This is a genomic window from Pseudomonas neustonica (assembly GCF_003797945.1).
GTDB classification, from domain to species: Bacteria; Pseudomonadota; Gammaproteobacteria; order Pseudomonadales; family Pseudomonadaceae; genus Halopseudomonas; species Halopseudomonas neustonica.
Genome location: NZ_RKKU01000003.1, coordinates 268,310 through 287,682 on the forward strand (window position 1 = coordinate 268,310; position 19,373 = coordinate 287,682).

The 19,373-nt window shown below is 57.8% G+C and carries 14 protein-coding genes; 8 read left to right on the forward strand and 6 right to left on the reverse strand.

Annotation, left to right across the window (positions count from 1 at the left end):
• The first annotated feature begins 5 nt into the window (after positions 1-5).
• From hisS to der, 4 genes are all read left to right on the forward strand, one after another.
• A complete protein-coding gene (hisS, locus tag EF096_RS04920) occupies positions 6-1,283 on the forward strand; it encodes a histidine--tRNA ligase (RefSeq protein WP_256671227.1) in 1,278 nt (425 codons plus the stop codon).
• A 40-nt stretch (positions 1,284-1,323) separates the two neighbouring features.
• Entirely contained in the window at positions 1,324-1,968 is a 645-nt protein-coding gene (locus tag EF096_RS04925; protein ID WP_123888492.1) for a YfgM family protein, read from the forward strand.
• Positions 1,968-3,113, forward strand: a complete 1,146-nt coding sequence (gene bamB / locus EF096_RS04930; protein ID WP_123888493.1) for an outer membrane protein assembly factor BamB — start codon at positions 1,968-1,970, stop codon at positions 3,111-3,113. The genes EF096_RS04925 and bamB overlap by 1 nt, the downstream gene beginning before the upstream one ends.
• A 91-nt stretch (positions 3,114-3,204) precedes the next feature.
• The gene (gene der / locus EF096_RS04935; protein WP_123888494.1) at positions 3,205-4,638 is read left to right on the forward strand and encodes a ribosome biogenesis GTPase Der; all 1,434 of its coding nucleotides are present in this window, start codon (positions 3,205-3,207) and stop codon (positions 4,636-4,638) included.
• A gap of 66 nt (positions 4,639-4,704) precedes the next feature.
• On the opposite strand, the gene EF096_RS04940 is transcribed toward der, so the two are convergent.
• The gene (locus EF096_RS04940) at positions 4,705-5,811 is read right to left on the reverse strand and encodes an alkene reductase (RefSeq protein WP_123888495.1); all 1,107 of its coding nucleotides are present in this window, start codon (positions 5,809-5,811) and stop codon (positions 4,705-4,707) included.
• A 139-nt stretch (positions 5,812-5,950) separates the two neighbouring features.
• Here EF096_RS04940 and EF096_RS04945 point away from each other — a divergent pair, with 139 nt between their 5' ends.
• Positions 5,951-6,331, forward strand: coding sequence for a winged helix-turn-helix transcriptional regulator (locus tag EF096_RS04945; RefSeq protein WP_256671226.1), 381 nt, complete (start codon positions 5,951-5,953; stop codon positions 6,329-6,331).
• 15 nt (positions 6,332-6,346) lie between these two features.
• Here the strand turns inward: EF096_RS04945 and leuA are convergent, their stop codons facing one another.
• The 3 genes from leuA to xseA all read right to left on the reverse strand — a co-directional run bounded on the left by leuA (position 6,347) and on the right by xseA (position 10,438).
• Entirely contained in the window at positions 6,347-8,017 is a 1,671-nt protein-coding gene (gene leuA / locus EF096_RS04950; protein WP_123888496.1) for a 2-isopropylmalate synthase, read from the reverse strand.
• Positions 8,018-8,227: 210 nt separating this feature from the next.
• Positions 8,228-9,058, reverse strand: a complete 831-nt coding sequence (locus EF096_RS04955) for a M23 family metallopeptidase (RefSeq protein WP_123888497.1) — start codon at positions 9,056-9,058, stop codon at positions 8,228-8,230.
• Between the two features lie 3 nt (positions 9,059-9,061).
• Positions 9,062-10,438 (reverse strand): exodeoxyribonuclease VII large subunit, encoded by a 1,377-nt coding sequence (gene xseA / locus EF096_RS04960; protein ID WP_123888498.1) that lies wholly within the window; start codon positions 10,436-10,438, stop codon positions 9,062-9,064.
• A 135-nt stretch (positions 10,439-10,573) separates the two neighbouring features.
• Here xseA and guaB point away from each other — a divergent pair, with 135 nt between their 5' ends.
• Together guaB and guaA are read left to right on the forward strand one after the other, a co-directional pair.
• Positions 10,574-12,043 carry an IMP dehydrogenase gene (gene guaB / locus EF096_RS04965; protein WP_123888499.1) on the forward strand — a complete coding sequence of 490 codons (1,470 nt, stop codon included), beginning with the start codon at positions 10,574-10,576 and terminating at the stop codon, positions 12,041-12,043.
• An 84-nt stretch (positions 12,044-12,127) separates the two neighbouring features.
• Positions 12,128-13,708, forward strand: a complete 1,581-nt coding sequence (gene guaA / locus EF096_RS04970) for a glutamine-hydrolyzing GMP synthase (RefSeq protein ID WP_123888500.1) — start codon at positions 12,128-12,130, stop codon at positions 13,706-13,708.
• Between the two features lie 151 nt (positions 13,709-13,859).
• Here the strand turns inward: guaA and EF096_RS04975 are convergent, their stop codons facing one another.
• On the reverse strand, positions 13,860-14,735 hold the full coding sequence (locus tag EF096_RS04975) for an AraC family transcriptional regulator (RefSeq protein WP_123888501.1): 876 nt from the start codon (positions 14,733-14,735) through the stop codon (positions 13,860-13,862).
• Between the two features lie 166 nt (positions 14,736-14,901).
• Between EF096_RS04975 and EF096_RS04980 the strand changes: the two genes are divergently transcribed.
• Positions 14,902-15,333 carry a putative quinol monooxygenase gene (locus tag EF096_RS04980; protein ID WP_218565700.1) on the forward strand — a complete coding sequence of 144 codons (432 nt, stop codon included), beginning with the start codon at positions 14,902-14,904 and terminating at the stop codon, positions 15,331-15,333.
• 107 nt (positions 15,334-15,440) lie between these two features.
• Here the strand turns inward: EF096_RS04980 and EF096_RS04985 are convergent, their stop codons facing one another.
• A complete protein-coding gene (locus EF096_RS04985; RefSeq protein ID WP_123888502.1) occupies positions 15,441-19,172 on the reverse strand; it encodes a two-partner secretion domain-containing protein in 3,732 nt (1,243 codons plus the stop codon).
• Positions 19,173-19,373: the final 201 nt, after the last annotated feature.

Consider the following 19,373-nt stretch of genomic DNA (forward strand, 5'->3'; position numbering starts at 1 on the left):
ACGCTTTGAAAACCCTGCAAGCCGTGCGCGGCATGAATGACATTTTGCCCGCCGATAGCGCCCTTTGGCAGTACCTCGAACGCACCGTGGCAGATTTGCTGACCAGCTATGGTTATCAGCAAATTCGTTTGCCGATTGTTGAGCCTACCGAGCTATTCAAACGCACCATCGGCGAAGTGACCGACATTGTCGAGAAGGAGATGTACACCTTTGATGACCGCAATGGCGACTCTCTGACGCTGCGCCCAGAGGGTACCGCGGGTTGTGTGCGTGCCATGGTACAGCACGGTCTGCTGGGGAGCGGCGTAGGGCAGAAGGTCTGGTACACCGGGCCGATGTTTCGCCATGAACGGCCACAGAAAGGACGCTATCGTCAGTTTCATCAGGTTGGCGTGGAAACCTTCAATCTCAGGGGGCCGGATATTGACGCCGAGCTGATCGCGCTGTCCTGGCGCTTATGGCAGCGCCTGGGGATCAGCGATGCAGTCAAACTTGAACTGAACAGCCTGGGTACGTCGGCCGATCGGGCACGCTATCGCGATGATCTGGTAGCTTATCTGAATGAGCGTTTTGATCAGCTGGATGAAGATAGTCAGCGTCGTCTGAGTACTAATCCACTGCGGATTCTGGATAGTAAAAATCCTGAGACCCAAGCGCTGTTGGTTGATGCCCCCAAGTTGGCGGATTATCTGAACGAAGAGGCAAAGGCACACTTTGCCGAGCTGCGTAGTCTGCTTGATGCGGTTGGCGTCCCTTATGAAATCAACCCAAGGCTGGTGCGTGGGCTGGACTATTACGGTCTCACGGTGTTCGAATGGGTGACCGACAAGTTGGGAGCGCAGGGTACCGTTTGTGCCGGTGGACGCTACGATGGTCTGGTCGAGCAGTTGGGCGGTAAATCCGCTCCGGCGGTAGGGTTCGCCATGGGCGTTGAACGGCTTCTGCTGTTGATCGAAACCCTTGATAAAGTGCCCGCCGAACTGGCTCGCCAGGTTGATGTCTATCTCGTCACTCTGGGTGATGCGGCCGTAATGGCCGGTTTGCGCCTGGCAGAAGAGTTACGTGACGCGCTGCCGAACCTGCGGTTGGTAGTGCACGCCGGTGGCGGTAGCTTCAAGAGTCAGTTCAAGAAGGCAGATAAGTCGGCGGCACTCTATGCGCTGGTGCTGGGCGAGAGCGAAGTAGAGCAACAGCAGATAGGTCTCAAGCCACTGCGCACTGAAGAAGAACAGGAAAATCTGAGCTGGCAGGATCTGCCGGCTCGGCTTGCACAGATTATTTGAGCGACAATCGAATCGCTTGTTGAAGGCTAAGGAGTGAAGGGTGGCTTACGAGACAGAAGAAGAACAGGTAGAGAAAATCAAGGATATGTGGCGTCGGCATGGTATGCCTCTGCTGACCGGTGTTGCTATCGCGCTGGCCGGCGTTTTTGGCTGGCAGGCCTGGAACAACTATCAGGATACCCAAGCGCGTAACGCCTCCACGCTCTATCAATCGATGCTCGAATCCGTATTGGCCAGTGACTCCGAGGCATCACGTGCGCGTGCGGCCGAGTTGGCGGCGCAAGTACGCGAGGAATACGCCAGTACCCGATACGCTGATTATGCCGCGCTGATGCAGGCGCGCCTGGCGGTTGAAGCGAAAGACTTTGCGGTCGCCGAGCAAAGTTTGCGCGAAGTGATGGATGGCAGCAAAAACGCGACCTTGCAGGAAGTGGCTCGTCAGCGCCTGGCCCGTGTGCTGGGTGAAGAGCAACGCGCCGAAGAAGCGCTGGAGCTGTTTTCCACTCCGGTTGAAGGTGCTGAGTTGCGCGCAACTCGTGAAGAGATACGTGGTGACCTGCTGTTAACGCTGGGTCGTGGTGATGAGGCGCGTGAAGCCTACAAGGCTGCGAAGGAAGCGTTGGAGGATGCGTCAGCGCGCCCTCAGCTGCAATTGAAGCTGGATGATCTGGCGGAGGAAGCCTAGTGAACCTGAAGTCTCGTTATCTTGTTGTTGCGCTGAGTGCGCTGGTTGTTGCTGGCTGCGGTAGCAGCAGCAAGAAGGAATTGCCGCCAGCGGAGCTGCAAAAGTTTAATGCCGAAGTGGAGCTGGACCGGGTCTGGAAACGCAACATCGGCAACGGTCAGGGTGACCTTTACAACAACCTGACGCCAGCAATGGATGGTTTGACGCTGTACGCTGCCGATGCCAAGGGCCGCGTTGTCGCGCTGGATCGTGATGATGGTTCAGTCAAATGGCAGGTTAAGCTCGACGAGCCGCTGTCCGGTGCTGTGGGTGCAGGCGGTGGGCGCGTTATGGTCGGCACGCTCGACGGTCAGGTGATCGTTCTGGATGATACCGACGGCACAGAAGAGTGGCGCAAATCGGTCACCAGTGAAGTTCTGGCTGCGCCGCAAACCAACGGCGACGTGGTGGTAGTTCAGACGCAGGACGACAAAGTGGTTGCGCTGGATATCAGTAGCGGTGATCAGCGCTGGATCTATGAAGCCAGTCTGCCGGTGCTGACAGTCCGCGGTACCAGCACTCCTTTGGTTAATTTGCGTCAGGTCTTTGTCGGCTTGGCCAGCGGTAAGGTCGTCGCGCTTGCTGCTGAGAACGGCATTCCCATGTGGGAGCAGCGCGTAGCGCAGCCACAGGGCCGCTCCGAGCTGGAGCGCATGGTTGATATCGATGGCCAGCTTCTGCTTGCCGATGACAAGCTCTACGTGGGTTCTTTTCAGGGTAATGTAGCAGCCCTGGATGCGCAGTCTGGCCGTCCTTTGTGGGTGCAGCCAGCATCAACTTATGTTGCTCCTGGCGTTGGTTACGGCGGTGTTTTTGTTAGTGAGGCTAACGGCACCGTTGAGGCCTTTGACGAAGGTAGTTCGTCTGCGCTGTGGAGCAATGACAGTTTGGCCCGACGCCAGCTGACAGCACCGGTAGTCGTCAGCAGCTATGTGGCGGTAGGCGACTTTGAAGGCTATCTGCACCTGCTGGCGCAGGCTGACGGTCGCATGGTTGGTCGCATCAAAGTCGATGGCGACGGCCTTCGCGCCAAGCCGATTGTGCTCGGTGATACCCTGTTTGTGTTCGGTAATAGCGGTGATCTGGCAGCCTATAAGCTGCAGTAAACCGAAACGCGTTATACTTCTTCGGCCGCTGCGCGCAATTGCGTAGCGGCCGTTTTGTTTTTTTGGCACGCCAGGCGTGCGCGGAGTGATCATGGTTCCTGTTATCGCCCTCGTGGGGCGGCCGAACGTCGGCAAATCCACGTTGTTCAACCGTCTGACCAAAAGTCGTGACGCCATTGTTGCCGACGTATCGGGCCTGACCCGCGACCGCCAATACGGCGAAGCCGTATGGCAGGGCAAACCTTATATTGTGGTTGATACCGGGGGTATCACCGGCGACGAGCAAGGCCTTGATATGATCATGGCTGGCCAGTCGCTGCAGGCTATCGAAGAAGCCGATGCGGTGTTGTTTCTGGTCGACGCGCGTGCCGGTCGTACCGGGGGTGACGAGCTGATTGCCGAGCATCTACGCAAGCGCAACAAGCATACCTATCTGATCGCCAACAAGATTGATGGCGCCGATCCGGATGCGATTCTCGGTGAGTTTTCCCAGCTGGGTCTGGGCCACCCTATCGGCATCGCCGCGGCACATGGCCGCAACATCAATCCGATGCTCGATGCGGTGCTTAACGATGAAGGCTTGCAGGCTGCCGGTGAGGGTGAAGACGGCACTGCGATGGTGGTCGAGCCGATCGGTACCAAGATCGCCATCATTGGTCGGCCTAACGTAGGTAAGTCGACGCTGGTTAACCGCATGTTGGGTGAAGACCGGGTTGTGGTATTTGATCAGGCTGGTACCACCCGCGACAGTATCTATATTCCCTACGAGCGCTACGAGAAACCTTACACGCTGATTGATACCGCAGGTGTGCGGCGCCGCGGTAAAGTGTTTGAGGCCATCGAAAAGTTTTCGGTGATCAAGACCTTGCAGGCGATCAAGGATGCCAACGTAGTCATCTTTGTGGTTGATGCGCGCGAAGGCATCGTCGAGCAGGATCTGCATCTACTGGGTTTTGTGCTGGAGTCCGGCCGTGCTTTGGTTATTGCGGTGAACAAATGGGACGGCATGGAGAATGAGGAGAAGGAGTTCGTTAAAACCGAGCTTCAGCGCCGCCTGATCTTTGCCCAGTTCGCCGATTTGCACTTTATTTCAGCCCTGCATGGCAGTGGTGTGGGTCTGCTTTACAAGTCGGTGGACAAGGCGTTTGAAAGCGCCATGACTAAAATCCCGACGCGTCGCATGACCGAGATCCTCGAAGATGCCGTCACCGAGCATCAGCCACCCATGGTCAATGGTCGTCGGATCAAGCTGCGTTACGCGCATTTGGGTGGCTCCAATCCGCCGATCATTATTGTTCACGGTAATCAGGTGGATTCGATTCCGCGTTCATACACCCGCTATCTGGAGAATACCTACCGTAAGGTGCTCAAGCTGGCCGGTACGCCGATTCGGGTAGAGTACAAGGGCGGTGATAACCCCTACTCGGAAGTGAAGAACAAGTTGACCGAGCGTCAGGTTAACAAGAAGCGGCGTTTGATGAGCCACAACAAGAAGAGCAAGAAAAAGAGCAAGGATCGTCGCTGATCTTTCGCATACAAAAAAGCCAGCAGAGATGCTGGCTTTTTTGTATCTGCATACCGCTGGCTGGTATTAGCCTGCCATGGTGGGATAATCGGTATAGCCCACTTCAGCACCGCCATAGAGGGTGTTGGGATTGATCTGATTCCAGGGGGCACTCTGCTTGATGCGCTCGACCAGATCGGGGTTGGCGATAAAGGGGCGGCCGAAAGCAGCGAACTGCGCCAGCCCGGAAGTAATGGCCTGCTCTGCGCTGTCGGCATTCAGACCGCCAGCGAGGATGATGTCGCCCTTGTACACTTCACGCAGCGCTTGCAGTAGCTCTTCAAAGCCCTCGTAGCTGCCACCAGCCCAGTCGGGTTTGTTGATGTGTACATACGCCAGCTGACGGCTGTTCAACTCGTTCAGCAGGTAGCTGAAGGTTTCCAGCGGGTTGGCGTCATTCACATCGTTGAAGGTGCCCATCGGTGAGAAACGCACGCCTACGCGGCCGGCGTCGCCCATTGCCGCAATAGTCGCATCTACCACCTCAAGCACCAGTCGAGCGCGGTTTTCCAGGCTCCCGCCGTAGGCATCGGTACGCTGATTGCTGTCTGAGCAGAGAAACTGGTCAAGCAGGTAACCGTTGGCCGAGTGCACTTCAACACCATCAAAACCGGCCTTGATCGAGTTGGTTGTTGCCTGTGCATAGGCTTGCACTATGCCCGCAATTTCGTCGGTCTCGAGCGCTTTTGGCATTGACGCGGCAGCCTTGTGATGGCTACCGTCGGCCTCCTGCACATAGACGTCCGCTTTGGCATGAATGGCGGAGGGAGCCTGTGGTGCCTTGCCGTTGGGCTGCACCAGCGTGTGCGAAATACGGCCCACATGCCATAGCTGCGCGAACATGCGCCCACCGGCACCATGCACAGCATCAGTCACCTGCTTCCAACCAGCAATCTGCTGCTCGCTATGAATGCCGGGTGTCCAGGCATAACCCTGACCCTCAGGTGTAATTTGCGTGCCTTCACTGATAATCAAGCCAGCACCCGCACGCTGGCGGTAGTACTCGGCATTGAGTGCGTAGGGTACATTGCCCGGCTGCTGACTGCGCTGGCGGGTCAGCGGCGCCATTACGGTGCGGTTGGGGACTTCAAGACTGCCAATGCGGGCTGGCTGCAGTAATAGCGGGGTAGTCATATGATGGAGCTCTCCTGAACGCGGTATCAGTTTGATACCTTCATGCAGGTCATTATGGGGGTGGCATTCCTTATAACAAGTACGTACGATTTTAGCAGTTACTTACCTATTGGTAAGTTAAGGTTTTGGAGGCGAGTAGATGGCGATCAGTGAACAGCAAGCCAAGATGGCGGAAGGCAAGCGTCTGGTGCAGGGTGATAAGGTTTACAGCACGCCCATTGAGGTCACGCTGGAGGTGATTGGCGGCAAGTGGAAGTCGGTTATTACCTACCATATTATTCAGGCGCCACAGCGGTTTTCCGAGCTGAAGCGATTGATTCCGGATGTCACCGAGAAGATGCTGACGCAGCAGCTGCGCGAGCTCGAGCGTAACGGGGTGATAACCCGCACCGTCTTTGCCGAGGTGCCGCCGCGAGTGGAGTACCGAATTACCGAGCACGGTGCTAGCTTGCGACCAGTGCTTGAGGCGATGTGTTTATGGGGTAGGGGGCATTGGCAGCAACAAGCTGCCAAGCCCTAGTCGTTCATCAGGTGATCAGGCTGCTTTGGCGTCGGCTTGGCGCAGCGCCCGGTTCAGCGCGCTGAACAGCGCACGGAAGCTGGCAGTGGTCAGATTCTCGTCAATGCCAATACCGTGCAGTGGGCGGCCGTTTTCCAAGCGGATTTCGACATAGGCCGCCGCCTTGGCGTTGCTGCCAGAGCCAATCGCGTGCTCATGGTAATCCATGATTTCTACCTTGACGGGCAGGCCGGCGACCAGCGCTTCCAGCGGGCCTTTGCCCAGGCCGCGCCAGTGCAGCGTCTCACCCTTGTTCAGGACTTCCACATCGACGGCGCTGGTGCCGTTCTCTTCCTGTAAGCGGTGACGAATCAGCGCGTAGGGGTTAGTCGCCTGCACGTATTCACGCTCCAGCAGATCGTGGATCTGCGCGGCAGTCAGTTCCAGACCCAGGCGGTCGGTCTCGCCCTGTACTACCTGGCTGAACTCGATCTGCATTCTGCGCGGCAGACTGATGCCGTATTCCTGCTCCAGCAGATAAGAAATACCGCCCTTGCCTGACTGGCTGTTGACCCGAATTACGGCTTCGTAGCTGCGGCCGATATCAGCCGGATCAATCGGCAAATAGGGAACTTCCCAGACGCCCTCGCTCTGTTGCACTGCAAAGCCCTTACGAATCGCATCCTGATGCGAGCCGGAGAACGCGGTGTGAACCAGATCGCCAACATAAGGGTGGCGCGGGTGAACGGGCAGCTGATTGCACTCTTCAACGACCTTGCGCACGGCGTCTATGTCGGAGAAGTCCAGACCCGGGTTAATGCCCTGGGTGTACAGATTCAGTGCCAGGTTGACCAGGTCAACGTTGCCAGTCCGCTCGCCGTTACCAAACAGGCAACCCTCGACCCGATCGGCCCCTGCCAGCAAGCCCAGTTCAGTAGCGGCGACGCCGGTTCCCCGGTCGTTGTGCGTGTGCAGGCTGATCAACACGCTATCGCGGCGACTGATATGGCGGCAGAACCACTCGATCTGATCGGCGTAAATATTGGGAGTAGATACCTCAACAGTCGCTGGCAGATTCAGAATGGCCTTGTTCTCTGGCGTCGGCTGCCAGACATCCAGCACGGCATCGCAAACCTCAATGGCAAAGTCCAGCTCGGTAGAGGTAAAAATCTCCGGTGAATACTGAAAGGTCCATTGGGTTTCCGGTTGCTTGTCGGCCAATTGCTTGATCAGCTTGGCGGCGTTGACCGCGATATCGGTTACCCCCTGTTTGTCTTGCTTGAAGACAATACGGCGGAAGCTCGGAGCGGTGGCATTGTAGACGTGGATGATGGCTTTTTTCGCGCCACGTACCGACTCAAAGGTACGTTCGATAAGGTCAGCACGAGCCTGTGTCAGCACCTGGATGGTGACATCATCGGGGATGTGGCCGTCTTCGATCAGGGTGCGCACGAAATCAAAATCGGTTTGTGAAGCGGAGGGAAACGCCACCTCGATCTGCTTCATACCGATCTGCACCAGGGTCTGGAAAAAACGCAGCTTACGCACCGGATCCATCGGCTCAATCAGCGACTGGTTGCCATCACGCAGGTCAGAGCTGCACCACAAGGGTACCTCGGTGATGGTTTTTGACGGCCACTGACGGTCTGGAATGTCGATGGCCTTGAAGGCGCGATATTTGCTGGATGGATCGTTGAGCATGCTCATTTTTGTATGTCCCTGCTGCACCAGCCTCTCGTGAAGGCTGGGTGGTTAATGTAGGTGTTTGTTGCAGTAAAAGGTAATGACTGGCCGAGAATGTTTCAATAGGCAATAAAAGTTTGGCAGAAATACGCGTACTTTCTGTTTTTTGCGCATATTTTTCTGTGCTGTGGCGATTTTGTGCGTCAGTTTTGCGCAAAATGCGACAGTCACTTTTCAGGGTTTGAAAGCACCGATGAAAATAGCCGGGTCTACCCGGTTACCATTGAGGCTCACGTTCCAGTGCAGATGGGGTCCGGTGGCGCGGCCGGTGGAGCCGACCTTGCCGAGCACGCCGCCACGCGGCACCTCGTCGCCGACGGCGACGTCGATGCGGGAGAGGTGACAGAACATGCTGATCAGCCCTTGGCCATGGTCGACAAAGACGGTATTACCGTTGAAGAAATAGTTGCCAGTCAGAATGACCTTGCCTGCGGCGGGCGATTTGATGGGGGTGCCGGTAGCCGCGGCAAAATCGAGGCCTGAATGCGGGTTACGTTCTTCACCATTAAAAAAACGGCGCAAGCCGAACGCGCTCGATAGCGAACCGGGTACCGGGCGGTCAAGCAGTAGATTGCTCGGCTGGCGTGGGCTGAACTGGGCATAGGCGTTCAGCTGGGCGTCCAATTCGCGCTGAATACGCGCCAGTTGCGCGGGTGCCGGGTTTACCTGACTCTTGTTGCGCAGGGTGATGTGTTGTTCTTCGTAGCGTTTGCTACCCACATCAAAGCTGATCTGCTGCCCGCTATCGAGTTGCAGCTGCTGCTCGCCGGGTGCTGTTTTCAGATCAATGCCGACAATGGCAATCCAGCGCTCTTGTTCTTCGCGGATGACGAGTACCGGCTTGCCCTGGTATTCAGCGCGTGGCGCGGTTGCCTGCTCGGGCAGCGCGATAACCGCCACGCCACCGGGCACCGGGTGATTGAGCAAGCGAGTAATAAAGCCATCGGCCTGGGCGGAGAGGCTGAATAGGCCGAGCAGCGCGGCGGCGATTAGGTTGCGAAGCATGAATTAGTCCAATAAAGAAAGAGTGTAGGGCGTTTCGGCCTCGACCCGCACGCTGAGTTCACCGTCGTGCAGACGCGCTTTCAGTCGCTGACCGGCGCTGGCGGCGCTGGCGCTGCGTACCGCGGTGCCGTTGTCGTCCAGCAGAATGCTATAGCCGCGCCCCAGGGTGGCCAGCGGGCTCACCAGATGTAGCGTTTGCGCTAGTTGCTCCAGCTGCTGTCGTTGCTGCTTGAGTTGATTGTGCATCGCGCGCGGCAGGCGAGCCTCAAGCTGTTCTAGCTGGTCGCGCAGTTGGCTCAGGTGACGGCCGGGATGCTGGGTCTGCAGGCGTGTGCGCAGGTGCGTCAGTTGCTGTTGCTGTTGGGTTAATTGTTGGGTCAGTGCCCGGCGCAGGCGCAGCTCCAGCTCATCCAGCCGTTGTGCCTGCTGAGCCAGGCGCTCGCCAGGATGGCGAAGGCGTTGGCGCAGATTATCCAGTTGCAGTCGCGCGCGACCAAGGCGCTCGCGCAGGCGCTGCAGCAGACGACGCTCAAGCTGCTCGACCTGGCGCAGCAACGCCTGCGTATCCGGGCTAAGCAGCTCGGCGGCGGCCGAGGGCGTGGGCGCGCGTACATCGGCGACAAAGTCACTAATGGAAATGTCGGTTTCGTGGCCCACGGCGCTGATGGTGGGTGTCTGGCAATCGGCTATGGCGCGAGCAACCATTTCCTCATTGAACGGCCAGAGGTCTTCCAGCGAGCCGCCGCCACGGCTGACGATCAAGGCATCAAAGCCGGCGCGGTCAGCCTGCTGCAGTGCGCGCACCAATTGCGGTGCGGCTTCACGGCCCTGAACGGCAGAGGGCACGATAACCAGCTCAATGAAGGGCGCGCGGCGTTGAAACACGCTAATAATGTCGCGCACCGCCGCGCCACTGGCTGAGGTGATGACGCCGATCCGCTGTGGGTGGGCTGGCAGCGGACGCTTGAGGCTTTGCTCGAACAGCCCTTCGGCCTGCAGCTTGGCCTTCAGTGCCTCAAACGCCTTACGCAGTGCGCCGTCACCGGCCGGTTCTATACTGTCGACAATCAGTTGATAGTCGCCGCGCCCCTCATACAGGCTGACCCGACCGCGTGCGCGCACCTGCAGGCCATCCTTCATGGCGACCTTCAGGCGGGAGGCATGCTGGCGAAACAGGGCGCAGCGAATCTGGGCGCGATCGTCCTTCAGGCTGAAATAAAGGTGCCCAGAGGAGGGGCGCGCCAGATTCGAGAGTTCGCCTTCTACCCAAATACGCGGGAAAACATCTTCCAGCAATTGTCGGGCGCGGGCGTTGAGTTGGCTGACGCTGAGCACGTCGCGCTCGGCACCAAGCTGTTTAAACAGGGCATCATCATTCATGCGAGCATTCTAGTGCATTCGCTGCTGCTCGGGTACGCGCCAAGTAAATTCGCATTGAAGCATCATTGTAATTGAGTGTAGGGCAGTGGATAGGTATAATGGCGCGCTTCCATTTTCCCGCTCGGGAGCCCTGCTATGCTGCGTATTAGCCAAGAAGCCCTTACCTTTGACGATGTTCTGCTGGTGCCCGGATATTCTGAGGTGCTGCCGAAAGACGTCAGCCTCAAAACCCGGCTTACCCGGCGTATTGAATTGAATATCCCTTTGTTGTCCGCTGCTATGGACACTGTCACCGAAGCCCGCCTGGCCATCACCATGGCGCAAGAGGGTGGCATGGGCATTATTCACAAAAACATGACCATTGAGCAGCAGGCTCTTGAGGTGCGCAAGGTCAAGAAGTTTGAATCCGGCGTGGTCAAGGACCCCATCACCATTGAAGCGGATGCCACCGTGGGTGATCTGGTTGAGCTGACGCGTCAGAACAACATTTCCGGTGTCCCCGTCGTCGCTGGCCGTGACCTCGTTGGTATCGTCACTGCCCGTGACATCCGGTTTGAAACGCGCATGAATGCGTTAGTCAGTGATGTTATGACCCCCAAAGACAAGCTGGTTACTGTTAAGGAAGGGGTCGCCGCCGCTGAAGTACGTGAGCTGTTGCATCGCCATCGCATCGAAAAGGTGCTGATCGTCGACGACGCTTTCCACCTCAAGGGCATGATGACCGTCAAGGATATCGAGAAGGCCAAAGCTTACCCCCATGCCGCCAAGGACGACCAGGGTCGCCTGTTGGTGGGTGCTGCGGTAGGCACTGGTCCGGAGACGCCGGCTCGCGTTGAAGCCCTGGCCGCTGCGGGTGTGGATGTGATCATCGTGGATACGGCGCATGGCCATTCCAAGGGCGTGTTGGATCGCGTGACCTGGGTCAAGCAGACCTTCCCTGACATTCAGGTAGTGGGCGGTAATATTGCTACGGCCGCTGCTGCCATCGCGCTGGTTGAGGCGGGTGCCGATGCAGTCAAGGTGGGTATTGGCCCTGGCTCTATCTGTACTACCCGCATCGTCGCCGGGGTTGGCGTGCCGCAGATTTCGGCCATTGCCGATGTCGCTGCTGCGCTTAAAGGTACTGACGTACCGCTGATTGCTGACGGTGGTATCCGCTTCTCTGGTGATCTGTCCAAGGCGATTGCCGCGGGTGCTTCGGTGGTGATGATGGGCTCCATGTTCGCCGGTACCGAAGAGGCGCCAGGTGAAGTTGAGCTGTTCCAGGGGCGGTCTTACAAGGCATACCGTGGCATGGGCTCGATGGGTGCCATGTCGCAGAGCCAGGGCTCTTCTGACCGTTACTTCCAGGATTCCAGTGCCGGTGCCGAGAAACTCGTACCCGAGGGTATTGAAGGTCGCGTGCCTTACAAAGGCTCGCTATCAGCGATCATCCACCAGCTGATGGGTGGCCTGCGGGCGTCCATGGGCTACACCGGGGCCGGTGATATTGAAGAGATGCGCACCAAACCGGAGTTTGTACGTATTACCGGTGCAGGCATGAGTGAGTCACACGTACATGACGTGCAGATCACCAAGGAAGCACCGAACTACCGGATTGGCTAATCCGTAGGTATGCGACGCGACAGACCCTGCATCATGCAGGGTCTGTAGTTTTGATTTCCCTTTCAGCTCAGGCTAGAGACAGATATGGCTTCCCACGATATTCACGCTCACCGCATTCTGATTCTTGATTTCGGCTCCCAGTACACTCAGCTGATCGCACGCCGCGTGCGTGAAATCGGTGTCTACTGTGAGATTCGCGCCTGGGATATGACCGAGGCCGAGATTCGCGAGTTTGCCCCCAAGGGTATTATTCTGGCGGGTGGGCCTGAGTCTGTGCCGCAGCCAGGCTCGCCACGCGCACCGCAAGTGGTGTTTGAGCTTGGGCTGCCGGTGTTGGGTATTTGCTACGGCATGCAAACCATGGCCGAGCAGTTGGGCGGCAAGGTACAGGGCTCCGACAAGCACGAATTTGGCTACGCCCGTGTCGATCTGGTCGCGCAGGGTGCGTTTCTAGAAGGCATCGAAGATGCCGTCAGCGATACCGGCACTTATGCGCTTGATGTGTGGATGAGCCACGGCGACAAAGTGATCAGCCTGCCGGAAGGCTTCCATATTCTGGCTAGCACACCCAGCTGCCCGATTGCTGCCATGGGCGACGAAAGCCGTCATTTCTACGGCGTTCAGTTTCACCCTGAGGTGACTCACACCAAACAGGGGCTGCGCATTCTGTCGCGCTTTATTCTTGAGCTGTGCGGCTGTGAGGCACTCTGGACTCCGTCCAACATCGTTGATGATGCCATCGCTACCGTGCGCGAGCAGGTGGGCGATGCCAAGGTCTTGTTGGGATTGTCCGGTGGCGTCGATTCGTCTGTAGTCGCGGCGCTGCTGCACCGCGCGATTGGCGACCAACTGACCTGCGTTTTTGTCGATAACGGCTTGCTGCGTCTGCACGAAGGTGAGCAGGTGATGGCCATGTTTGCCGAAAACATGGGCGTCAAGGTGATTCGCGCCGATGCGGAAGACAAGTTCCTGTCGCGCCTGTTGGGTGTCACCGACCCGGAAGAAAAGCGCAAGATCATTGGCCGCACCTTTATCGAAGTCTTCGATGAAGAAGCGACCAAGCTTCAGGGCATCAAGTTTCTGGCGCAAGGCACCATCTATCCTGACGTGATCGAGTCAGCCGGGGCCAAGACCGGTAAGGCGCACGTAATCAAGTCGCACCATAACGTCGGCGGCCTGCCGGACGATATGCAGTTCGAGTTGGTTGAACCACTGCGTGAGTTGTTCAAGGATGAAGTGCGCAAGATCGGTCTGGAGCTGGGTCTGCCTTACGATATGGTCTACCGTCATCCTTTCCCCGGTCCAGGCCTGGGCGTGCGGATTCTGGCGGAAGTGCGCAAGGAGTACGCAGAGATTCTACGTCGTGCCGATTATATCTTCATTGAAGAGCTACATCGCGCCGATCTGTACCAGAAGACCAGCCAGGCCTTTGCGGTCTTCCTGCCGGTCAAATCGGTTGGCGTGGTGGGTGATGGCCGTCGCTACGAATGGGTTATTGCCCTGCGCGCGGTGGAAACCATCGACTTCATGACCGCCCGCTGGGCGCATCTGCCCTACGATTTCCTGGAGCTGGTATCCAATCGCATCATCAATGAGATCAGCGGTGTATCGCGAGTTACTTACGATATCTCCAGTAAGCCGCCCGCCACCATCGAGTGGGAGTAAGCGCCAAGCGGCCCTAGGGTCGCTGCGCTCTCAGCGCCTGTTGCAAGCTTTCTGCTTGCAGCAGGCGTTTTTCGTTCTGTTCTGCGATCTTCTTCTGTTAGATGTCCCAGCCCAAGCTAAGTTGCCGCCTATCAGCGCAGACTGGCTGACGTCACTCAGCGCGTATGTGCGCCGCTTGTCGATCTTGTCGGGGTGGCAGGTTGAACATGCGGCGGTACTCTCGAGTGAATTGCGAGATGCTCTCGTAGCCCACCTTGAACGCGACCGTGCTAATGGACTGGCCGGTATTGAGCAGCAGTCTGCGCGCCTCAATCAATCGCAGCTGCTTCTGAAACTGCAACGGAGATAGCGAGGTAACGGCGCGAAAATGCTGGTGAAAGGCCGAGCGGCCCATACCCGCTGCGGCGGCAAGGCGTTCTACAGTCAGCCGTTGTTTGTAGTTTTCTCGTAGCAGCGCTACTGCCCGAGCAATACGCTGCACCTGGCTATCCGGCATACCTAGGTTGCGCACGGCAGCGCCTTGGGGGCCCAGCAGCAACCAGTGATGTATCTCTCTCAGCAAAGCTGATTGCAATACCGCAAGTGAGTGCGGCTGCTCCAGCAACTGCAGCAAACGGCGCACGGCCTCCCTCAGCTCTAGCGAGGCGTCATGCTGGAGCGCGGAGCTGCCTGGCGTTTGGGTGCTAGCCAGGTTCAACTCGGCAATGATACTGGGGTCCAGATCGAGCGCAATCGACAGATAGGGCTTGCTCGGGCTGGCGCTGATAATGCGGCTGACAGTGGGCTGGTTGCTGGTAACCAGCATGGTCTCGTCAGCACCGAAGCTGCAATCGCTATTACCCATACTCACTTGCTTGCAACCCTGTAATACCAGACATAACAGCGGGCGCACTATCGCGTGTTCCAGCTCAGTCGGGCGCGTGCTGCGGATCAGTACCAGACCAGGCACGGTTGTGCGCGCAATACCCTCGCGATCGCTATGCGTCTGAGTGTATTGATGGGCGGTTTGCAGGAGTGAGTTTGCCATGAGGTATTCTGCTGTGTGGCGGTGATCGGGTAAAGCTAGCATGGACAATCAGGCAAAAAGTTGCGAGGTTTCGACACCACGCTGTGCTGCCGCTTTATTAGAGTGGAGTCTTCTTGGCGGGTTGATCAACCCCTGTGATCTTTACCAATTGCCTTAGGAGCAAGTCATGACAGATAAGCCGACAGCAAAGCAATCCGATTCAGTTACCCGGCCGGCCACGCAGGATTCTGCTGGCTATCATCGCGGAGTGGAGGTTCTAGGAGAGCAGGGAGCAGAGGGCAGAAAGGCATTCTACATCCAAATAGAGGCGTTGCCGGGCAAGGAAGAGGCGGTGCTGCAGATGCTACGTGATATCAATGCCTGCGTAGAGCAAGAGCCTGCTACCGGTCCCTGGTTTGCCGTGCGGTTTGGCCCCTCCAGCTTCGCCATTTTCGAGGCCTTTCCTGACCTGGCGGGGCGGCAGGCGCATGTGGAGGGCGGTGGTGGGGTCATTTTTCGCGATATTGAAAGAATGAACGCCATCCTCGCCTATCCCGCGCAGGTCCATCGTGCGGACGTGCTGATCAGTAAGGATTACTTCTCCTACGCGTTCAACTGAACGCGTTAACGTTTACCGCGATTTGCGAACGCTCTTTTGGCTGAGCCAATGTCTGCCTGTGAGCATAGTCAGGTGTCGGCTCCTATATGAGTCGACACCTTTGTTACTCACTTGGCAGCAGATAGCCGCAGCGCATCGGTGTCTATCTTCAGCGCATAACCCGTGTCGCTCGGTGCACTGAGCTCTCGCTGCTCTTGTGGCTGACTGTCGATGGCAGACTGGTAATCAGCGCTCTGAACAAAGCCCTGCAGTCTGGCGATGACCTCGCTAGGGGCAATCAACCGATAGTTGCCCGCGTCAGCACCGATCAGTTCTGCATCTACCAGCACGCGGTTCTCGCCCGGCTTGAGGCTGGCGAACAGGCCGCTGAGCTGCAGCGCGACTTCATCGCCGCTGATGGTGCCGTTGAGCACGCCTTCCAGCGTCGCGGCCAGGGAGCCGTCGAACAGCTTGTCCAAGGCGCGGACGTCGGCGGTGATGGTCTTGTGATCGATATTAGCCGTGGTGGTGCTGTTGGTGGTCAGCACATAGTTGCCGGCATCGCCGCCACCGAGCGAACCGCTGACGTCAACCTGCTTGCCATCGCCGGCGGTCTTGTTGGCAAAGGCACCTGTGGTGTTGAACTGCAGATCATCGCCGCTGATCACATCGTCGAGCGTGCCGTGGGTATTGGCATAGGTGCTGCCGTCGTAGGTCTTTCCGTCGGCGCTGATGTTGCCGGTGATGGCCTTGCGCTCGATAGTCAGGGTGCCGTCGACGAAGGTCAGCTCGTAGTTATCGGCGCTGCCACTGGCGGTCAGCTTATAGGTGCCGGCGTTGCGCCCGCCACCGCTGGTGGTGACGCCGGTGAGCACACTTTCAGTCTCGCCGTTTACCAGGCCTGTGGCGGTAAAACCGCTGCCGCTCTGCTCGGTGCCGTCGTAGGTGGTGGTGTTGCTGTTGGCGGTGACGGTAGCCTGAGCCTTGTTGATGGTCAGGGTGCCGTCTTTGGTGATCAGGTCATAGCCTTGCTGATTAGAGTGCAGGCCGCTCATGTCTATGTCGTAGTTGCCCGCGTTGCGCCCGCCGCCGCTGAGGTGGCCAAAAATACGGTTAACGTCGTACTCGGCAGTCGCGCTCCAGCTACCTTGGTGGGAACTGCCGTCGTAGGTAACGCTGCTGTCGTCGACATTGACTTCCAGTGTGGTCAGAAAGCTACGCAGCAGAGGTGCGGTATAGCCTTCGTAGATGCGCCAGATGCTGTCGGTGCCGCCCTGCGCATTGATATCCCAAGCAGAAAAACTGGCAGCATTCATCAGCTGGTTAGAGGTCAGGCCTGTAACCAGGCCCGTAGTGCCCGTTGGGGGGGCGGATGCGCTTCCTGTCGTAAGGCCCGAGGTGTCCGTGTCCCAATAGGACTCGGTGATGGTTCCGTCATTGTATCCCGCAAAGCCGCCCGCTTGGTTTTTGTTGGTCACGGCCATTCCAGTTGAATAGGCATGTGAGATGGAGCCCCAATTCTCTCCCGCTAGGCCGCCCGCCAAAGAAGATAGACTCGCTAAAGCCGTCGCTGTCCCGGTTGCATAGACGTTGGTGATGGCGCCGGTGTTCTCTGCCACGAGGCCGCCCGCTGAACTATTTTCCCCATCGCTGGCCGTCGCTGCCCCGGTTGCATAGGCATTGTTTATTGTGCCATCACGGTTGTCAGCCACGAGGCCTCCCGCTAAAGATCTATAGCTGTTTCCGTTGGTCGTTGCTACGCCGGTTGCATAAGCGTTGTTGATGCTCCCCCCGTTCTCTGCCACGAGGCCGCCCGCTGCGGTGGTGTAGCTGTTCTCGCTTCCGTTGGCCGTCGCTGCCCCGGTTGCGTAGGCGTTGGTGATGCTGGCAAAGTTGCCGGGTATTGTGGTGTAGCTAGTTCCCACAAGGCCGCCCGCGTAGGACCGACCGCTATTGCTGATCGCTGAGACGTTTCCAGTTGCGTAGGCGTTGGTGATTGCTGCAAAGTTACTTCCCACAAGGCCGCCCGCTTTGGCGTAACCTGATTTGCTTGTCGCCGAGACGTCTCCAATTGCATAGGCTTTGGAGATGGTGCCTTTGTAGGTATTGACTCCCACGAGTCCACCGACGTAAGCCATGTCGTCGTTCATCGCTGAGACGCTTCCGGTTGCATAGGCGTTGGAGATGGTGCCGGAGAAGTTGCGACCCACGAGGCTGCCCACTACAGAGCCACTATTTCCTTCGACTGTAATCCCCCCCCCCACAAGTCCGATATCCCGGATGGTACCTTGGTTCTGCCCGAAAAGGCCCCAGTATTCGGTGGTCGCGGCGGTGTTCTCAATGGTTAGGTCGCTGACGGTATGGCCTAATCCAGCGAAGGTGCCGGTGAAGGCGTCTGTAGCACCCACGCCAACCAAAACATGGTCGTAGGTCGTGCCCGAGGCGTCCAGGTTTTTGGCTAAGGCATAGGCACCGCCAAGCCCTGTGGTGTCAATATTGTCCAACGCCGCCATATCATGGATCAGGGTATAATCGGTACCGTTGATATTAAGCGCTGCGTTACTGCCCGATAGGGTGACTGAAACGCCAGAGGCAATGGAATAGTCTTTATCCGCCCCCGTGTTCAGCACTAGTCCAGCGTTAGTGCCGGTGGCGGTGATGCCTTGGTTAATGTGGATGTCGTTATGGGCCTTTAGGCTAAGGGTGGTGTTCGCATTCCAGCTAACAGCGGCATCGACGTGTATATCGCCAGCGTCGGTTCCCGCTTCAATGGTCGCCAGGGTAATGTTGCTGTCTTCCAGATTGGCGCTAAGGGTGGCGGCACCGATGCCGCTGTCGGTTTGCGGGTCGCTGCTGTCAGTAATGTAAAAATCAGTGGGGTCGATCAGCCATTCGCCGGTGGTGCCGTTGTTGGCTTTGGTGGTGACCTGGGTGCCGTCGGCAATCTTTACGTGGGCGCCGGAGGTGTCGATAAAACCGCCGTCGCCGCTGTCCGGGGCAGAGGCATCCAGCGTGCCGGCGACATTGACGGTACCGCCGTTAAAGCCGCCCTTTAGTACGATGGTGCCGCTCTGTTTGTCCAGGGTTTGTGCTTCGATGATGCCGGTGTTGTTGACAACGGTTTGCAGCAGGGCATCGGTGGCGCTGGCGGTCATCACTACCTGGCCGCCGTTGGCGCGGATCAGTTGGTGGTTCTCGACCAGTGCATCAATGGCGCTTTCATCCACGGTGACGTTGAGCAGGCCATCGCCGGCAAAATCCAGGCTCACCTTGTCGCCTGCAGCCAGTGCCACGTTGCCTTGGTTGGCCTGAATGATCCCCTGGTTACTGACCTGGCCACCGAGCAGGGCAACGGTACCGTTGTCGGCCTTGAGGCTGCCGCGGTTGATCACGGCGGCGTTGTTGCCGTCACCCTGAAACTGGTAATTGCCGTCGTTAAAGTTCTGGTCAGACAGGCTGAGGGTCGAGGCCACCAGCGCCCCCACGTTGACCGCCGCCCCCTCGCCAAACAACACGCCGTTGGGGTTGACCAGAAAGACCTTGCCGTTGGCATTGAGGTTGCCGTAGATCGCCGAGGCGTCTTCACCAATCACCCGGTTCAGCGCCACCGAGTTGCTGCCCGGCTGGTGGAAATTGACGGTATTACCCGCGCCAATATCAAAGCTGTCCCAGTTGGTGATCAGCTTGTCGCTGTTCTGCTGCACGTTCAGGCTGTTGCCATCCTGGCTGATGCTGCCGGAGCCGCCGACGATGTTGCCGCCGGTGGGCAGGTCTGCTGCTTGCAGGTGGGCGGTAACCAGGCTGATGGCAATGGCCAGTGCGGTGGGGGCGAAGGCGGGGCGGTTCCCGGTACGGTTCATGGCGAGTTCCTTTTCTATGCAGTAGGCCGCTGCACAGGGCGCAGCGGCCTTTATCTAACGGGAGTTAATAGCTAGCCCGGATTTCTCATGAGGGGATAAAAGAAAGCGGCTGAAAGTGCTATAGTTTCAGGACCTTACACCGTTCACCAAGCACCAACAGCCGCTATCCAAAATGGTACCTGAAAAACTGACCTTCTCGCC